Here is a 17987-nt window from a genome sequence, read left to right as displayed (position 1 = left end):
GTATTAACATTATTTTATCATAACATTAAATTAAATACTATTAATTTTTTGACAATTGGTCATTTTTATAATAAAATTTCTCATATATTTTGATAATCCAATTAATTACTTCTATCTTTCACTTGACATCATAATTATAGGAATTTATCATAAAACTATTAATAATCAAAGGAGAATTCATAATTATGATTTATTATCTGATAAGTCCGAATTATATTAATGTTGTGACTTTTGCCAGCATAATATTTGCATTTGCAATAACGTGCCTTGCTATATATATGGGTAAAAATATCCTTCCCCGTGATGGCGGCAGAGCTTACGCAATTAATGGCTCAAAGTCAGTCGGCAAGCCAAGAGGAGCAGGAATTATATTTATCCTCGTATTTACAATAACCTGTATGATATTTGTCAATTTAAGTTCTGAGATAATCATTTATCTTATACTTGTACTTGCAGCAATGCTCTCAGGTTACCTTGATGATGCTTCGTCATCACCTTGGGGCGAGCTTAAAAAAGGTATTATAGATTTCGTAATTGCGGTTATGGCGGCAGTTACATATCTCCACTATAATCCTAACACATTTGACATATCACTCTTTAAGCTTACAGTTACACTTAACCCAATCATATACGGTGTTCTCATCGTTATATTAATATGGGTCAGCATAAATGTAACTAACTGCTCAGATGGTGTTGACGGCTTATGTGGAACTCTTTCGGCAATTACACTTTCATCTGCCTATGTATTATTTATGATATTTGACATTGAAAGCTCATTCCGCCACACAATACTTATTATGGTAGTATGTATTCTTGGTTATCTGTGGTTTAACGCATCACCTAGCAAGCTGCTTATGGGCGATGCAGGCTCAAGGGCAATAGGAATATTTATAGCATTTGCTTTTCTTAAGTTACACAGCCCTCTGCTTTACATTCCACTTGCCATAGTTCTTATAATTGATGGCGGACTTGGTCTTATTAAGGTTTCATTTATGAGATTTCTTCATATAAAGATTATGCAGAATATAAGAACACCTATCCACGACCATATGAGAAAGAACAAGAGCTGGTCTGATGCACAGGTCGTATTCAGATTTGCAATAATACAGCTTGTTATTGCGGCAGCTATAATATATGCAGTTATATAGCAGCATCTGTTGATGCAGCAATTTCATTCAACAGATATCCTGTCATATTCAAAAAGGCAGTAATCTTAATTATATATAATTCCCAGAAATATCCTTTCCTTCAAAGCATTATATATAATTAAGATTACTGCCTTTTTTATTTATATTTAATTAGTTATTTTACACGGCAGACATAATAGAATATTATTTAAGTAATTTCTTTCTTTTGTGTTCTTCCAATCTCTTACGTCTTCTGTGTTCGCGTTCCTTAACCTGCTTGTCTATTATCTTATCAACCCCTTTTTCATCTGTCTGCTTAACAATTCTTACATCATAATACAATCCGTTATCATTATGTTTAACCTTAAGCTTTCCCTTAAATGTGCCATGCTCTTCACACACAAATACTGAATAATATGTCTTTGAAGTTGTCGCAAACCATTTTATAAGTCTTTTCATAGACCTGCCACATATATAACACCTGCACGACCTTGCAACCCTGTCATCAGCTGCATTATCCCTTGTCTTAAAACCTCTTGAAATATATTTCTCATATGTCCCAAAGTTGGCATATATCTCAGTTTTTCTATCTTTAGGTATTCTGTATGTGTCAATGCTCTCATACACCTTTACGCTGTCAAAATCCATCTGCTGGAATATCCTTGCCGTGTATACAGCATCATTAATTGCTGAATGATACTCTGCATCCTCGCTGAAACCAAGCTCCTCAATAGCCATCTTAAGACTTCTTCTTGTCTTGCCGTCTGAGTATACCTTGCTGTATAACTTCTGCAGATCATAATACATAAATGGAAATGGAAAATTGTTCTCAACCCCGAAATGCTTCATATTCCTTTGAAACTCTGTAAGATCTGAACTTCCCCAGGTTATAAATTCATAGTCATCACCACACCATTCAAGAAATTCTTTCGCCGCACTTGCAAAATCATCTCCCATTTTGAGTTCATCTTCAGTAATTTCAAGCATTTCTGATACTTTACCGTGAAGTTTAACATATTCTACAGGTCTGATTATTCTTTCCCACCGTCCGGTTATATTCTTATGTTCATCAAGCTTTACAGCTCCTATCTGTATAATCTCAAATGGCATTTCTTCTATAGAATATTCTTTTCCTCTGTAGCTCTGATTCCATTCAAGGTCTAACACTATATAATTCATAACCAATTCCCTTCACAGTAAATTATTGATATTTATTTTGTATATCTTTGGCAATAGGAGCAAGCTGGGATACAAGGTTATTCATATCCTCAAACATAGAACTCTTGGTTGTTCCTAAGTCGTTGGCACGCTCAATATGTGCAAGCACCTTCTGTAACTGCTGTTCCTGGTCATCAAAGCAGTCTTTAACATCTGAAAGTCTTTTTTCAGAAGACTGTGTAACCTCGCCTATCTCCTCCTGAACCTCCTTAGCTGCATCTGCTGCTTTTATAATCTGTTCAAATACTCCATATGCTGCATCTGCATCTTCAACATTCTTTCCAAATACTGACTGTGATTCCTCAATATTATTATTAAGCTGTGTTGTACCCCTTTCTACCTCAGAGATACTTCCCTCAACTGTGCTTACAAGTGTCTTTATCTCCTCTGCAAGGTTCTTGACCTCGTTGGCAACAACCGCAAAGCCCCTTCCCTGCTCTCCTGCTCTTGCCGCCTCAATAGAAGCATTGAGTGCAAGCATATTAGTCTGATTCGCAATTGCTATAATCTGCTGCATACAATCTTTAATCTGCTGTACAGATACCTGAACACCTGCAAATGCACTCTTTATCTCATCAAAACTCCTGCTTACTTCTTTTGAACTATTCTTTAATTCATCTACCTTTTTCTGTGCCTCTCCTACAGAGTCAACAATTTCATTTTTTACACCGTCAAAGCTTGTTGCAATCTGACCTACATCAGCAAATACAGATGATAATTCCTGTACCTGGTCTTTTAATCTTTCATTCTCTTTAGTTGCAAGCACAAATGCTTTCTGTATATCTGCCATCTCATCAAGTGATTCTACTTCCCTCTCTGCAAGCTGTTTCTGATATTCAATAATACTGTCTGCAACGTGTATGACTGGGTGCATATCTAAAGTTTCTTCTTGTGCCGATATAACATTTTCTTTCTGTGTTTTTAATTTTCTGCCAAACATATAATCTCCTCCTCTTTTTGATATTTGCTGTCATTTTATGAGTATTAAATTTACTTCATTTGCAAAATGGACTTTAAACAGTAACATTTATTCAAATACTACACAAGTCATTGTCTGGTTAACAAACTGCTGGTTGTAATGCTCCCCATAACCTATAAGACCAGCGTGGTCTCCTAATACGGACATAGACTTAAGATATGTTTCAAAATAATGCTCCTGTGAGAAGAGTAAATATCTTAATACACAATTAATAGAAAATACACCTGATATGTGTGTAAAATCTTTCTTTATCTGATTAATAGTATTTTCAACAACATGGGATATATCCTGTAATTCGAGTAATGTAAGAACATCAGAATCATTAACCTGACGATAACACTCAAGTTTATCGCCAACAACTTCTTTAATAGATATTATACATATATCCTGACCATTCATCTTACCTAACGGATTCTTAAATGTCTGTGTCGCCATCTCCTTATCACCAATATTTAATATATCCTGATATACTTTTCTGGCTGGTCTTCCATTAAGCTCTCCTATAAGATACTTACTGCGGTCAGTCTTAGATGCAATAAAACGACAAGCTGGAACCTGCTTATATATATTCTCCTTATAAACCTTAATCTTACCATCATTATTACGAATAAGTGCATATACATCAGCATCAGCATAGATCTTTCCATTAACTGATACTTTTCCTCCATCACCAGTTCCACCTACAAGTGATATATGCTTCTTTCCAAGAACACTGTAGATTGTAGTAAGCACACACGCATCATTACCTGAACAAAAGTCAATACATATTGTATTATTCTGTGATGCGGCAACCTTATTAATATCTTCCTCAAGTCTCCCAATATACTTTACAGGCATAGTCGAAGCCTGCTCAAGTACATTAGTCACTACACTTAAATTCCCCTCCATAGCAATAACTGCTACGCCATTATCAGCTACAACCGTCTGTCCTCCGTAGCTTCCTCCAATACAGCCAATGCTTGGAACACCTGGAAAATGTCTTTCCAGCTCTTCTACATGCTGCTCAAACTGCTCATTATTAGACATCAATAATAATAATTTTGGTGCAGTAATCTCACTTATAGCCTGTGCGAGATTACCACTCTTATCTACTCTGTATATCTGTTTCACGTTGTTCACCTTTCAAATAATTTTGATAATATTTTAGCGTAATTATAGTACAGCTTATTTAAGAATTCAACTATCTTGATTTTAAGACTTACGAATTACACTCCTGCAAACATATACCATTCTCCTTTGTCAGCTTAGACTTCCCCGATATTTTTTCATTATGCCATAATTTTGTGCGGTTTTCAGCACATATAAAGTTCCGCAAGGAACTTTTAAGATGAGCACTTTTGTGCTCGTTATACCATAATGTTATGGCAATTATATTATTTATATTTTTCACTTATTGCCGATTCGATAGTATAATAACTGTCGAAATAAAAATATAAGAAAGGTCGGATATTTATGATAGAAAAAACAATATTTCCACGAGAAGAAAAAGCTGAGGTTTTATTTGATAAAATCTTAAGCGATAAGTGGGCATATAACAAGCTTTTTCAGACATTCTGTGATAATTTATTTTGCAATGACGATTCTGGTACTGATCTTTCGCCACTACAATTTACCGAGGCATTATTTAACTGCTACACTAACAAGGATTTATCTGCATTTCTTATGGCTATAAGCCAGAACACACTGTTTGACTTACTGAGAAATTCTTTTCTTATTCCATATCGCTTCAATGCTGACGGAAAACAAAATCCAATTATTATGACTGACGATAATGGTATTCTCTTACCAGAATATAAGAATACTGTTCACGAAAAAGACTATCAGCATTTTTATAACATTTACCAAAATCTTCATAATAATAAGAATATCTTTCTTGCCAAAGCCTACAGATACAGTCATATATATGGCGATGACCCATCTATTATTGAACAGCAGATTATTGAAGAAAATACAGGCATACTGCTTATCCGTGAGCTTCCTGACACAGTAAAACTTAAAGAAACTGAAGCCGAAGCCTACAGTGCTGTATGGGACCTTATGCTTGAACTTGAGAAAAATCTTCCTATGGCGTATATCTTCTATGGTCAGGACTCATATATAGATAATAACAAGCATTTTGATGAGTTGGGAATATTCCTTCCTAATTCTATCTTTTTGAAAAATCTTGAAAATCACGTTAAGAAAGCTGAGGAGATTATATATGCCAAAGACTAATTATATAGATATTATGGAAAAAAATCATATGGAGATACCTTGGCACGACTATACCAATGCTGACAGCAATGCACTGATTTCCGATGCTGACCTTATCGAAAAGGCTTCTGTTATCGGACGTGTCGGCTTGATTATGCTCTCGTGTGGTACTGGTGCGTGGCGTGTGCGTACATCTATGAACAGACTTTCCAAGGAGCTTGGCGTAACCTGTACTGTTGATGTTGGACTTATGTCTATTGAATTTAACTGTTTTGATGGAAATGACTGCGTATCCCAGTCACTCAGCATAGCTAATACAGGTGTCAACACATCAAAGCTTTACCGTATGGAGCAGTTTGTCGATAACTTTCCAAACGAAGAAGCTCATCTTACCGGTGAAATAATTCATAAACGTCTTGATGAAATTGAACAGATACATACCCTGTATTCACCGGTCAAGCTTGGACTTGCCGCCGCTCTTGCGTGCTGTGCGTTCACATTTCTTCTTGGTGGCGGACCTATTGAAATGCTTTTCGCTTTTATCGCCGCCGGTGCAGGTAATCTGATAAGAACCAAGCTTATTAAACACCATTTTACTTTGTTTTTAAATATAGCTGCTTCTATATCAGCTTCGTGTCTTATATATGCAATACTGCTTAAACTTGCCATTCTGCTGTTTAACATACCGTCAGTACACGAAGCCGGATATATATGCTCTATGCTCTTTATAATACCCGGATTTCCATTTATTACAAGTGGAATTGACCTTGCCAAGCTTGACATTCGTTCAGGTATTGAAAGACTTACTTATTCAGCAATCATAGTTCTTGTGGCAACTGTATTTGCGTGGATTATGGCATTAATTCTTCATTTACAACCTGAGGAATTCTCCAGCCTGAATATTGGCAATATAACTCATCTTATTTTAAGATTAATTGCAAGCTTCTGCGGTGTATTTGGATTTTCAATTATGTTTAACAGCTCTATTCCAATGGCGGCAACCACTGCTGTTATTGGTGCTATTGCCAACACACTCCGTCTTGAACTTGTTGACTTTACTGCAATACCTGCTGCCGCTGCCGCATTTATCGGAGCTGTAACTGCTGGACTGCTTGCTTCATTTATAAAAAAATATAATGGTTATCCACGTATATCATTAACCGTGCCTTCCATTGTTATTATGGTTCCTGGACTTTACCTGTACCGTGCAATATATAACTTTGGAATTATGTCACTGACAGAAGCGGTTTCGTGGTTCACCTCCGCAGTTATGATAATAATAGCACTTCCACTTGGACTTATATTTGCAAGAATTATAACTGACCGCACCTTCCGTTATTGTACATAATAATATAATAACAGCCGCCAGCTTTATTGTAATATGCTCCTGTCAGGTAAACATATTATTATACTGGTGGCTGTTATCATATTATTAATTATCCGTCTGTTGCTTAAAATATTCCTCAAATAACCTGTCAATCTCTTTCCACCCTTCGCACCTCACAAATCTGTCATCAGGAAGTTCTTCGTGTATGTTCCAAGGGCGGTTAAACACTGCCACCTTACAATTATCAAAATGCATAACGTGCTCAAAAGCTGACGGCGAATCCTCTATTGCAAAATCAAATGTCATATTATAAAGCTGCTCTAAAGTCATATTATATGCATAGTCCTGTTTACTGGTTTCACGACCATATTTATCAACACAGTATAATGGAACTCTTTTAAGATTGTGTTCATCAAGCCATTTTCGTGATGGCTCATACGAATTAAAAGGTCTTCCCGTGATAATATAGATTTCGTGGCCTTCATCAACCCATTTATTAATAGTATCTGCTGCCCCTGTAGTTTCCTCATAATTTAACAGATTCTCTGGCAGATGCCCTGCTATCATCATCTCTTCATACTGTTCATCACTCAAATCAAAAGTCTTTTTCAGATTAAAAAACTGCACTTCACGGTAAGGCACATCAATTCCGAATAACTCTTTTGCAAGTTTTGTAAAATGTTTTGCTGTTTCACATAATACATCATCAAAATCTATATATACTTTCATTAGTATTTTTCCTTTCATCTGCACTTACCGTCATCTTCATCTCCTTCAGTTAATTATGTTTTTCTACCAGATGATATATTCTCTGATTGTCAGAAAGAGATTCCCTCATGCAGCCAGCTATACTTTTTAGAATAACTTGAATCTTTTCACGCGTTCATTCATCTTATCTGCACCCTCTGCGAGGTTAATACTTATTGCTGTATTCTCTTCTGAAGATGCTGCAGTACCCTGTACCACACCTGAAAGCTGTTCTATTCCCTGTCCAATCTGTTCTAATGACTCTGCCTGAGTGTTAGCTTTCTCCATTGTGTTCTGTGCCATTTCTGCAAAAGAATTCATATCTGAAATAATCTGGTTAAAAGCTTCTGCTGTTGTTATTGTAATTTCATTTCCTTTTTGAATTTCAACTAAAGTCTTATCAATTAATTCTCTTGTATTAACCGCTGAATTAGCACTATCTGCTGCAAGCTTTCCAATCTGGTCTGCAACTACCGCAAATCCCTTTCCTGCTTCACCTGCCCTTGCAGCTTCAATAGAAGCATTAAGTGCTAACAGATTAGTCTGGGAAGCAATATCTTCAATATCGGTAATAATATTACCTATTTCCTTGGATATTTCTGTAATATGTTCCATCTCTGTCAGTAAAACATTCATTTTTTCTTTTTCTTCGTTTGCTTTGTTTGCAGAAGCCTTTACACGTTCAGATGCGTTCTTTGTTTCACTTGCTGTATCCACTGCAAGGTCAACAACTGTATCTATCGTTGCATTCAGTTCCTGGATAACTCCTGCCTGCTCTGTTGCACCATCTGCTAACGACTTAGATGCACTTTCTACTTCTTTCGCATTATGTGTAACCTGTTCTGCAATACTGCTTATCTCTGACAATGTACTGTTAAAACGCTTTAAAATATACAGAAGCGAATCCTTTAATTCTGAAAAATCACCCAGAAACGGTGTAATATCATCACCATTTCTTGTTAAATCACCCTGTGCTATGAATTTAACCTCCCGTGAAATCTCGCTTACATAATCTGAAAGTATATTCATAGCTTCCTTAAGCTTTGTAATTGTTTCACCAAACTCATCATCAGATTCATATGTAAGCATATCCACGTTAGACAGCTCACCCTTTCTAAGGCTGGCAACTGCCTCATCAATCTGACGTACTGGTTCTGTAATTGAGTCTGATATTATCTTTCCTATAATTGTTGCAATCACTGCAATCGCTAATCCTGTTATGATAATGACAATAAAAATAATTATTGTACATATATTAGCAATTACTTTTGCCGTATCTAATTCCGCCTGAAAATCATCGCGTACTGAATTTAACTTTTCTACAAATTCCTTATTACTTTCATACACGCTTCCAATCATAAGATTAGCAGCATCAGCCTGTTTGCCTTCTCTACTAAGCTTATATATTTTATCTGAGGCTGACCTGTAATCCTCCCATGCAGAGCTTGCCTTTTCATAATCAGCTTTACCTACCTGTGCTTTCTTATTTGAATTAATTATTTTCTCTAACTTAGAAGATATATCCTTTATCTGATTCTCCATATCATTAGTTTCTTTTTCACAGGCTGCCATAGCTGCTGTATCTGTTTCTACAAGATGCTGATACTGTTTGATTCTATATTTAGCAGTTATTGTTTGTAATTCCTGCAGACACTCAAGTGAAGGAGACCACACTTCCGTAATACTATGTATAGTCGAACGAATCACTAATGTTGATACAAGTGCCACCAATACAAAAAAAGCTGTCATCACTAATACCGCCATCCGGTATACCTGCAATTTCGCTGAAACTTTTAAATTACCTATCCATTTTCTTAACTTTGCCATATAATTTCCCTTTCTTTTGTTTTTATTTGTTTAATAAATTTTTCTGAATCACATTACAAAAAACCGGGTAAAAACCTCATATACCCAGTCTCATAATTATTGTCCATCTGACATTAATAAAACTATCACAATTCAATTTTAAATGCAATAGAAATTTATACTTATTGATGTAGTTTTTGTATGATTTTTTTAAGAATGGATTTAGTTCCCTGTGCCCCCTTTTATTTTTTCGGTGTTCCAACTACTCATTTATATATTTTTATGGTGCTCACAATCACCATAAAATAAAAAATGCAACAATGAATTTTCACAATCATTGTTGCAAGAAATTAATGTTCCCTGCGGGAATCGAACCCACAACTAGCGCTTAGGAGGCGCTCGTTATATCCATTTAACTAAGAGAACAAGCTCCGTATCAGGGCTTTTCAGCCTTCAGGCTACGGTAACCATTTTTATTATGTGAGCTTAACGCCACTTATTTAATTATATCACATCTGTCCATTTCAGGCAAATATTTTAATTATTAAACTTAACACTTCCCTGCAGCCATATCTGCCCCTTAAATCTCCTGCCAACAGCGGGTTCTCCAAGCAGATGAGCCTGGTTAATGGCAACAGTCATATTAAGATCATTACATTCGATAACCATTATATATATTTTCTCTTTGGTGTAATGATTAATCTCCTCAGACAACTCAAGTATCTCGCCGACTACCTGATACTGGTCGCACTCAACACCACAAGGCATAAATGAAGAATCAACTATTGAAAATACATCTTCCTTTACAATTCTGTGTGAAAGCTCATTGTATGTATCTATATCTTCTATTGTCAGGCTCTCTATTGCCGACTCGTCACCCTTCTTAGCCGCCTGTATAAGTCTTTGTCTGTCGTCCTTCTCCTTCTTCATTCTGACAGAATCTGACTTATTATTTCTTGTTGGAAGCATAATTATTCCGCCAAGTGACAATGCCGTAAGGCTTACCATTTTATTCTTTATTGGAATTTTATATACATAGCTTCTCGAATCTATATCGTAATCTTTCTGGTTAAGACCTTTTTCATCACAAATGTAATCCAGATAATCCATTACATTTTGCAGATAAAATATAAGGGTAACACCTGTCTTTGACTCATCACATACAACTGCATAGGATTCCTTATCCAGATGTCTTTCTATTGTAATCTCATCATTATCACATCTTGTTCTTCCAATAACAAATGGAAAATAATATTCATATATGAATTCTTTATCTTTAAATCTTCCGTATATGTACAAACCTGTAGACTCGCTTATTCTTACTATGACCGCACCACGGTTAAGCTCATTATTCTTTATAACAAGCCCCTTCTCCAAACTGTCCAGAATACCTGCGTGTATCATCTGCTCTTCAAAGTCCGAATCCACCTGCTCAAATCCTATAGCCTTTATATATAAATTCATAACAATCCTTCATTCCTGTATTACTCAGTATCTACAATAAACAGTGTAAGATACTCCATAAGATCTTTTTCCACCTCATCTTCATATAAAGATCCATCTGAATGTTTTAACATTTTAATTACCGGTCTGTCAGTAAACTTCTTATTCTGCCTTACAACAATGCCCGTTTCACCCTCACTTGTAATAACCTTAATTCCAACAGGATATACTGCTACTGTTTCAAGAAGCTTCTCTGCTATTGTTGCATCATATTTCAATCCCTGATTAGCTTTAATATACTCAATAGCCTCATATATCTTGAGCTTAGGATTACCCACACCACTTATAAGACTGTCAAAATCATCGCATAAAGATACAAGCTTAACTTCCATTTTCAGTTTATCTCCTTTATGAGAAAATGGATATCCCTTGCCGTCTATTCTTTCGTGATGTAAAAGTATTATTTCTTTAGCTATATCCGGTATCCAATCCTCGTCCTGAACAGAACTATACCCAAATATAGTATGCTTCTTATATTCTATTGCATCTTTAGTATTCATATATGTTTCATTGGTGTTCATATATGGTGTCTTAATGTATCTTAAACCTATGTCGTGAAGCATCGCTCCCATGGATACATTTTTAACCTGCTTATCACTCATTTTAAGTCTTAACGCCATAATTGTAGATAATGAACACACGTTGATACAGTGTGTATACATATCTGTTGATAAATTTCTTATCTCTGTTATATTGTTAATAACCTCTGGCTCTGAAAGCACAGATTCAATAATTCGTTCAGCCTCTAAACCTAATATTTTCAAATCCTGATTATGCTTGTAAATGTGTTTCTCAAGGACATTTTTAACAACTTTCCTCGAATTATTAGTCGTTTCTTCAACTTTATAGATATGTCTGTAATAACTATTACCACTATGCGATTTAGCTTTGCTATTGGATTCATTACTATCTATGTCCGATTTATTCAATTCATTATCGTGTAAGTTCTCTGCATTATGGCTGTCATTATTCACATTATCGCTGTCATTTTTATTATTGCTTTTATCTTGATAATAATCACTTTCACCACCATTATTATCGGTGTTACTGATGCCATCTTCGCTTACATTTTCTATTTCTTTATTGTAATTATTATCATTATCTATCCCTGTGCCATTACTATTATCAGAATAAATGTCATCGTCTTCACCCAGCTTATCATCTGTTCCAATAATTATATGACCATATTCACCAGGGTCAATTATTTCATCAGGATATTCTTTAATGCTTAGACTTTGTATTCCCAAATTCCTAATTCTGTTAATCAATTCTGAATTCAATACAACATCTGCATGTATAAGTACTGTGCCACTATCTGTCACTATAGGAAGGGCTGTTATCTCATTTCCCTTAAGATTTTTTACCTTAACCTGTTTCATACATACTCCATTTCCAGCATCTAAACTATCATAATAAACATCTAATATTATAAAGATAACACAAATTAATCTATATATCAAATAATATATAACAATTAAAAATATCCTGTATTGACGACAAATTATATGCACCTATATCATACTTTCCAGTACATATAATTCATCATCAACGCAGGATAACAATTATGTTAAATGTGTTTAACTAATTAACTTATTAAATTAAATACCTTGTGAAACCAAATATGTTATTAAATCAAATGTCTTGTCAGACTATATCTCTTGTTAAATTATATTTTGTTTCTTAATATTTAATTACTTGCTAAGTTCTGTCTTTCCACCCATATATGGCTGGAGTGCCTTTGGAATTCTAACGCTTCCATCAGCCTGAAGATTGTTCTCAAGGAATGCGATTAACATTCTTGGAGGTGCAACACAAGTGTTATTCAATGTGTGTGCAAAATACTTGTTCTTGTCTGGACCCTGTACTCTTATCTTTAATCTTCTTGCCTGAGCATCACCTAAGTTAGAGCATGAACCAACTTCGAAATACTTCTTCTGTCTTGGTGACCAAGCTTCTACGTCAATTGACTTAACCTTAAGATCAGCTAAATCACCTGAACAACATTCAAGTGTTCTAACCGGTATATCAAGGGAACGGAACATATCAACTGTATTCTGCCATAACTTATCAAACCACATTTTGCTGTCTTCTGGCTTACATACAACGATCATTTCCTGCTTCTCAAACTGATGAATTCTATATACACCTCTCTCTTCAATACCATGAGCACCTTTTTCTTTTCTGAAACAAGGTGAATAGCTTGTAAGTGTCTTTGGAAGCTCTTCCTCTGGTGTAATTGTATCAATAAATTTACCAATCATTGAATGTTCACTTGTACCTATAAGGTAAAGGTCTTCGCCTTCAATCTTGTACATCATTGCATCCATTTCATCAAAGCTCATAACGCCTGTAACAACATTACTTCTTATCATATATGGAGGAATACAATATGTGAAACCTCTGTCAATCATAAAATCTCTTGCATAAGAAATTACTGCTGAGTGAAGTCTTGCAATATCGCCCATAAGATAATAGAAACCATTACCTGCAACCTTTCCAGCCGCATCAAGGTCAATACCATTAAACTTCTGCATAATCTCTGTATGATAAGGTATTTCAAAATCTGGAACTACTGGTTCACCGAACTTTTCAATCTCTACATTTTCACTGTCATCTTTACCTATTGGTACTGATGGATCAATAATGTTAGGAATTGTCATCATAATCTTAGTAACTTTTTCATTAAGTTCTGTTTCTTTTGCTTCTAGTTCCTTTAATCTGTCAGCATCAGTATTAACCTGAGCCTTAACAGCCTCAGCTTCTTCCTTCTTGCCCTGTGCCATTAAAGCACCAATCTGCTTAGAAAGCTTGTTTCTGTTAGCTCTTAACTCATCAGCTTCTGTCTTTGTAGCACGAGCCTGTGCATCAAGTTCAATAACTTCATCAACTAAAGGTAACTTTCTATCCTGAAATTTATTCTTTATATTCTGTTTAACAATATCTGGATTTTCTCTTACAAATTTTAAATCTAACATTTTTTCCTCCATATAACGAATTTGATACTCTTTTAATTATGCACCTTTTTATATATATTTTCCAGCATTTTATATATTTATTTATGTATCTTTTAATGTACTTTATTATATTCGTTATTATTCTAGTATTGCCATTATTATTTTCATCATTTTAATTATTAACTATATCGTTGACTTCTCTGCTAAGCTCAACATCACCCATTCTTCCAGCAACTGCCTGCTTTAACGCATTGGCTTCCTCATCACCTAATTCAATAAATGACTCACCATTAATAATCTCTTTAATATACGCAAAACAGCCGTTATTGCTGTGCATTACATTAACAAGACAGCCATTATCATTTTTATCAAGCATACATATTGCAAAACTTAATTTACCGCCCATTTCATGAAAAGCATCATACTTAACAATTCCAACCTTCTGAAATGTATACTGCATCTTATCATATATATCTTTGATTGATTTTGTATTGTTCTCATATGTTTCTTTTAAAAGTTTCACATCGTCAGTATACTCTTTAATTATTTTCTCGATACTCTTTCCTTCTGAGCCTTCCATCATAATGTTGTACTTCTTCTTCATTGCCGATGACTTCGCAATGGCTACAATAGAAAGAATAATTGCCACTATCAATAATACGATTATTCCAATAAGCACATATAATGTTGGTACGCTAAACAATCCAAATACATCTAACATTGTTTTATTCCTTTCGTTAATTATTTATCGTTTTAATATTTAATATATTTGTATTATATCTTAAATATCGTGCTGCCTTCCAGCACATATGAAGTTCCGCAAGGAACTTTTAAGATGAACACTCTGTGATCATTATTTCTTAATTTTCGTGCTGCTTTCCAGCACATATAAAGTTCCGCAAGGAACTTTTAAGATGAGCACTCTGTGCTCATTATTTCTTAATTTTCGTGCTGCTTTCCAGCACATATAAAGTTCCGCAAGGAACTTTTAAGATGAGCACTCTGTGCTCATTATATTTGAAAGTATTATTTAGTTAATCTTCTGCAATAATTCGTATATTCTCTCTAATTCTGCCTGAGAGTAATATTCTATTTCTATTTTTCCTTTATTGTTATTCTTATTCTTGATTACAACCTGAGTTCCCATAATTGCCTTCATCTTCTGCTCTAAATCTCTATAGACAAAATCATTCTTCGGAGCTTTCTTTTCTGGTTTCTCTGGTGCTTCAAGTGCTTTCATTAATTTTTCTACATCTCTCACACTTAACTTCTCGTCAAATATTTTCTGAGCAATCATATACTGCTTATCTTTATCTTCGATTGTTATAATTGTTCTTGCGTGTCCGCTGCTGATTTTACCTTCAATCACCATATCCTGGACTCTCTCATCAAGCTTTAATAATCTTAATGAGTTAGTAATTGCAGCTCTTGACTTAGAAACCTTTTCTGCAACCTCATCTTGTTTAAGTCTATAATCTTTAATAAGTCTTTGATATGCTTTAGCTTCTTCAATTGGGTTAAGATCTTCTCTCTGAATATTTTCAATAAGAGCAATTTCCACTATCTCCTGTGAAGAATAGTCTTTAATAATTACTGGTACTTCCTTAACACCTGCAAGCTTAGCAGCTCTCCATCTTCTCTCACCTGCTATAATCTCATAGTAATTATCTTTCTTCTGAACTAATAATGGCTGTAATACACCGTACTGTTTTATCGATTCTGATAATTCAATCAACGCATCTTCATCAAATGCTTTTCTTGGCTGATCTTTATTAGGCTCTATCAAAGATAATTTCACTTTAGTTTCTGCTGGTACTTCCTTTACAACTTCTTTGACTACCTCTTTAACAACTACATTTTCTTCTGTAGGTGCTTCTGGTATTAAATTAGAAATCCCCCTTCCCAATCCACTTGTCTTACTTCTTTTGGCAGAACTTTTAGTTCCAGTTGACTTTGTTGGCATATTATTTCTCCTTTATTTCTTTATCTCTTTCCATAACTTCCTGTGCCAATAATCTATAACTTTCTGCACCTGTTGATCTTGTATCATATATATTTATTGGCTGTCCATAACTTGGAGCTTCTGCTAATCTTATATTTCTAGGAATAATTGTCTTGTATATATTCTGTTTAAGATTATCCTTGACATTTTCAACAACCTGCAATGAAAGATTAGTTCTTGAGTCATACATTGTAAACACAACACCTTCTAATTCAAGATTTTTATTTAACTTTTTCTTAGCAAGATTAATTGTATAGATTAACTGTGACAAACCTTCAAGTGCATAGTATTCGCATTGTATTGGTACTAACACTGTATCTGCAGCTGTCATTGCATTTACTGTTAGCATACTTAAAGATGGAGGACAGTCCATTATTATATAATCGTAATTTCTTCTTATCTTTGCAACTTCTTCTTTAAGTACATATTCTCTATCTTCAACATCTATAAGGTCAATCTCTGCTCCAGCTAAATTCATATTAGATGGAAGTAAGTCCATATTATCATATACATCTTTAATTATTGCCTCGGATATATCACACTCTCTAAGAATTACATCATATACAGTTTTGTCTGCTTCATTCTTATCCACTCCAACTCCACTTGTTGCGTTACCCTGTGGGTCAATATCTATAAGTAAAACTTTTTGTCCTGCCTCTGCAAGGCAAGCTGTTAAATTAATTGCCGTTGTTGTCTTACCAACACCACCCTTCTGGTTAGCAATTGCTATTACTCTCCCCATAATCAGCCTCCGATTAATAATATAGTGCTTATAATTAATTGATATGTATTCATTATATGTGAAATGCAAGTGTAAAATGTTTCACGTGAAACACAATAAGCATTTTGATGTAAAACATTCATTTTAATTAATAGTCACATATCTATAGTTTAATACTCAAATCTATTTTTTTCAATAGATTTACCTCAATATAATCTGCTAATTTATGTATTTTTAATTATGCAACTAATATTGTTTTATAATATTCATACTATAATCAATAAAAGGGTACAATATAATCTATAAATAGAAAGCATCTAACTTTTAATCTATATTTTCTTGAATACATTTTCTTGAATACCATTAAAGTTTTTGAATTTTATTTAACAAATATTTTTATTTATTATTTATTATATTACATATTTTATTATTGTTTACATTATTATTTTCACCAACATACAATATTATATAACCATTCAATATAACTCTCCACCCTACTTTACATCTTGATTTTTTGCAGCTAATACTTTCAAATTCTATATTTCAAGCAATACTTTTATATTTTATAGCTTATACTTTCACAACCTAAACAACAAAAAGCAGGTGATATGTTTCACGTGAAACATATCACCCACTCCATTAATTAAATCTATCTACTATATTCAATTCATTACGTTATCCTATAATTATTATTATTGTTACTAATGAATTCAACTCCAACAACAAATAATAAGCACTTATCTTTTATATTCAGCACCAATCTATCACTTTAACTTAATAATATCATTTTTAATTGCAAACACTGCCGCCTGCGTTCTATCAGATACATCAATCTTTTTAAATATATTAGAAACGTGATTTTTAACAGTTCTCTCACTAATGCTTAATGTACTTGCTATTTCTTTATTTGATGAACCAGAAGCAATCATTTTAAGTACTTCCACTTCTCGTCTTGTAAGTTCTTTTGATTTGTCTTTCATCAAATCTCTCTCTGCCAAACGTACATTTAGTAATGGAACAAGTGTTGGCTCTATGTATGTCTGTCCTTCGTATACTGTCATAATTGCATTTTTCAATGTATCAAAATCTGAGTCTTTAAGTATATACCCATCACAATTAAAGTCTATAGCCTTAATCAAATATTCAATTTCATTATGAATTGTAAGAACTATAACCTTGCAATCCATTTTCTGAGTTTTAATTATGTTAAGCACCTGAAGTCCGTCAAGATTAGGCATATTAATATCCAGAAGTATTACATCAGGATGTGTCTTATCTGCAAGATTAAGACATTCAAATCCATCTCCAGCCTCTCCTACAACTTTAATATCATCATACATTTCAAGAAGCTGTTTCAAACCTTCTCTAATCATCTTATGATCATCTGCAAGTAAAATATTAACAGACATA

The 17987-nt window shown here is 34.2% G+C and carries 15 protein-coding genes and 1 tRNA gene; 3 read left to right on the top strand and 13 right to left on the bottom strand.

The features are described from left to right. Positions 1–185 precede the first annotated feature (185 nt). Positions 186–1148 carry an MraY family glycosyltransferase gene (locus WMO14_RS12240; RefSeq protein ID WP_022503130.1) on the top strand — a complete coding sequence of 321 codons (963 nt, stop codon included), beginning with the start codon at positions 186–188 and terminating at the stop codon, positions 1146–1148. 183 nt (positions 1149–1331) lie between these two features. Here the strand turns inward: WMO14_RS12240 and WMO14_RS12235 are convergent, their stop codons facing one another. The 3 genes from WMO14_RS12235 to WMO14_RS12225 all read right to left on the bottom strand — a co-directional run bounded on the left by WMO14_RS12235 (position 1332) and on the right by WMO14_RS12225 (position 4434). Beyond that, on the bottom strand, positions 1332–2306 hold the full coding sequence (locus tag WMO14_RS12235) for a 3'-5' exonuclease (protein ID WP_022503131.1): 975 nt from the start codon (positions 2304–2306) through the stop codon (positions 1332–1334). Positions 2307–2328: 22 nt separating this feature from the next. Beyond that, positions 2329–3285 carry a methyl-accepting chemotaxis protein gene (locus WMO14_RS12230; protein WP_055177388.1) on the bottom strand — a complete coding sequence of 319 codons (957 nt, stop codon included), beginning with the start codon at positions 3283–3285 and terminating at the stop codon, positions 2329–2331. Positions 3286–3372: 87 nt separating this feature from the next. Next, on the bottom strand, positions 3373–4434 hold the full coding sequence (locus tag WMO14_RS12225; RefSeq protein ID WP_349153910.1) for an FIST signal transduction protein: 1062 nt from the start codon (positions 4432–4434) through the stop codon (positions 3373–3375). 342 nt (positions 4435–4776) lie between these two features. Between WMO14_RS12225 and WMO14_RS12220 the strand changes: the two genes are divergently transcribed. Together WMO14_RS12220 and WMO14_RS12215 are read left to right on the top strand one after the other, a co-directional pair. Next, a complete protein-coding gene (locus WMO14_RS12220) occupies positions 4777–5538 on the top strand; it encodes a DUF4866 domain-containing protein (protein ID WP_055177384.1) in 762 nt (253 codons plus the stop codon). Beyond that, a complete protein-coding gene (locus WMO14_RS12215; protein ID WP_055306994.1) occupies positions 5525–6865 on the top strand; it encodes a threonine/serine exporter family protein in 1341 nt (446 codons plus the stop codon). Before WMO14_RS12220 ends, WMO14_RS12215 begins: the two co-directional genes overlap by 14 nt. An 84-nt stretch (positions 6866–6949) precedes the next feature. Here WMO14_RS12215 and WMO14_RS12210 read toward each other — a convergent pair whose 3' ends face one another. From WMO14_RS12210 to WMO14_RS12165, 10 genes are all read right to left on the bottom strand, one after another. After that, complete coding sequence (locus tag WMO14_RS12210) at positions 6950–7573, bottom strand: 5' nucleotidase, NT5C type (protein ID WP_055177378.1); 624 nt, start codon at positions 7571–7573, stop codon at positions 6950–6952. A gap of 126 nt (positions 7574–7699) precedes the next feature. Next, positions 7700–9418 carry a HAMP domain-containing methyl-accepting chemotaxis protein gene (locus tag WMO14_RS12205; protein WP_349153909.1) on the bottom strand — a complete coding sequence of 573 codons (1719 nt, stop codon included), beginning with the start codon at positions 9416–9418 and terminating at the stop codon, positions 7700–7702. Between the two features lie 333 nt (positions 9419–9751). Continuing rightward, positions 9752–9823 (bottom strand) — tRNA-Arg (locus WMO14_RS12200). A 111-nt stretch (positions 9824–9934) separates the two neighbouring features. Continuing rightward, the gene (locus tag WMO14_RS12195; RefSeq protein WP_022501194.1) at positions 9935–10861 is read right to left on the bottom strand and encodes a DUF3881 family protein; all 927 of its coding nucleotides are present in this window, start codon (positions 10859–10861) and stop codon (positions 9935–9937) included. Positions 10862–10881: 20 nt separating this feature from the next. Beyond that, the gene (locus WMO14_RS12190; protein ID WP_055306995.1) at positions 10882–12279 is read right to left on the bottom strand and encodes an HD-GYP domain-containing protein; all 1398 of its coding nucleotides are present in this window, start codon (positions 12277–12279) and stop codon (positions 10882–10884) included. Positions 12280–12591: 312 nt separating this feature from the next. Continuing rightward, positions 12592–13875: a serine--tRNA ligase gene (gene serS / locus WMO14_RS12185; RefSeq protein WP_022501192.1), complete on the bottom strand. Its 1284-nt coding sequence runs from the start codon at positions 13873–13875 to the stop codon at positions 12592–12594. Between the two features lie 151 nt (positions 13876–14026). Further along, positions 14027–14575 (bottom strand): DUF4446 family protein, encoded by a 549-nt coding sequence (locus tag WMO14_RS12180; RefSeq protein WP_090141296.1) that lies wholly within the window; start codon positions 14573–14575, stop codon positions 14027–14029. Between the two features lie 309 nt (positions 14576–14884). Further along, positions 14885–15817, bottom strand: a complete 933-nt coding sequence (locus WMO14_RS12175) for a ParB/RepB/Spo0J family partition protein (RefSeq protein ID WP_055306997.1) — start codon at positions 15815–15817, stop codon at positions 14885–14887. 1 nt (position 15818) lies between these two features. Continuing rightward, on the bottom strand, positions 15819–16598 hold the full coding sequence (locus tag WMO14_RS12170) for a ParA family protein (RefSeq protein ID WP_055177364.1): 780 nt from the start codon (positions 16596–16598) through the stop codon (positions 15819–15821). 743 nt (positions 16599–17341) lie between these two features. Continuing rightward, a complete protein-coding gene (locus WMO14_RS12165) occupies positions 17342–17986 on the bottom strand; it encodes a response regulator (protein ID WP_055177360.1) in 645 nt (214 codons plus the stop codon). Position 17987: the final 1 nt, after the last annotated feature.

This window comes from Lachnospira rogosae (ex Hitch et al. 2025) (assembly GCF_040096455.1).
Taxonomy (GTDB): Bacteria; Bacillota; Clostridia; order Lachnospirales; family Lachnospiraceae; genus Lachnospira; species Lachnospira rogosae.
This window is presented reverse-complemented; position numbering and strand designations above follow the sequence as displayed.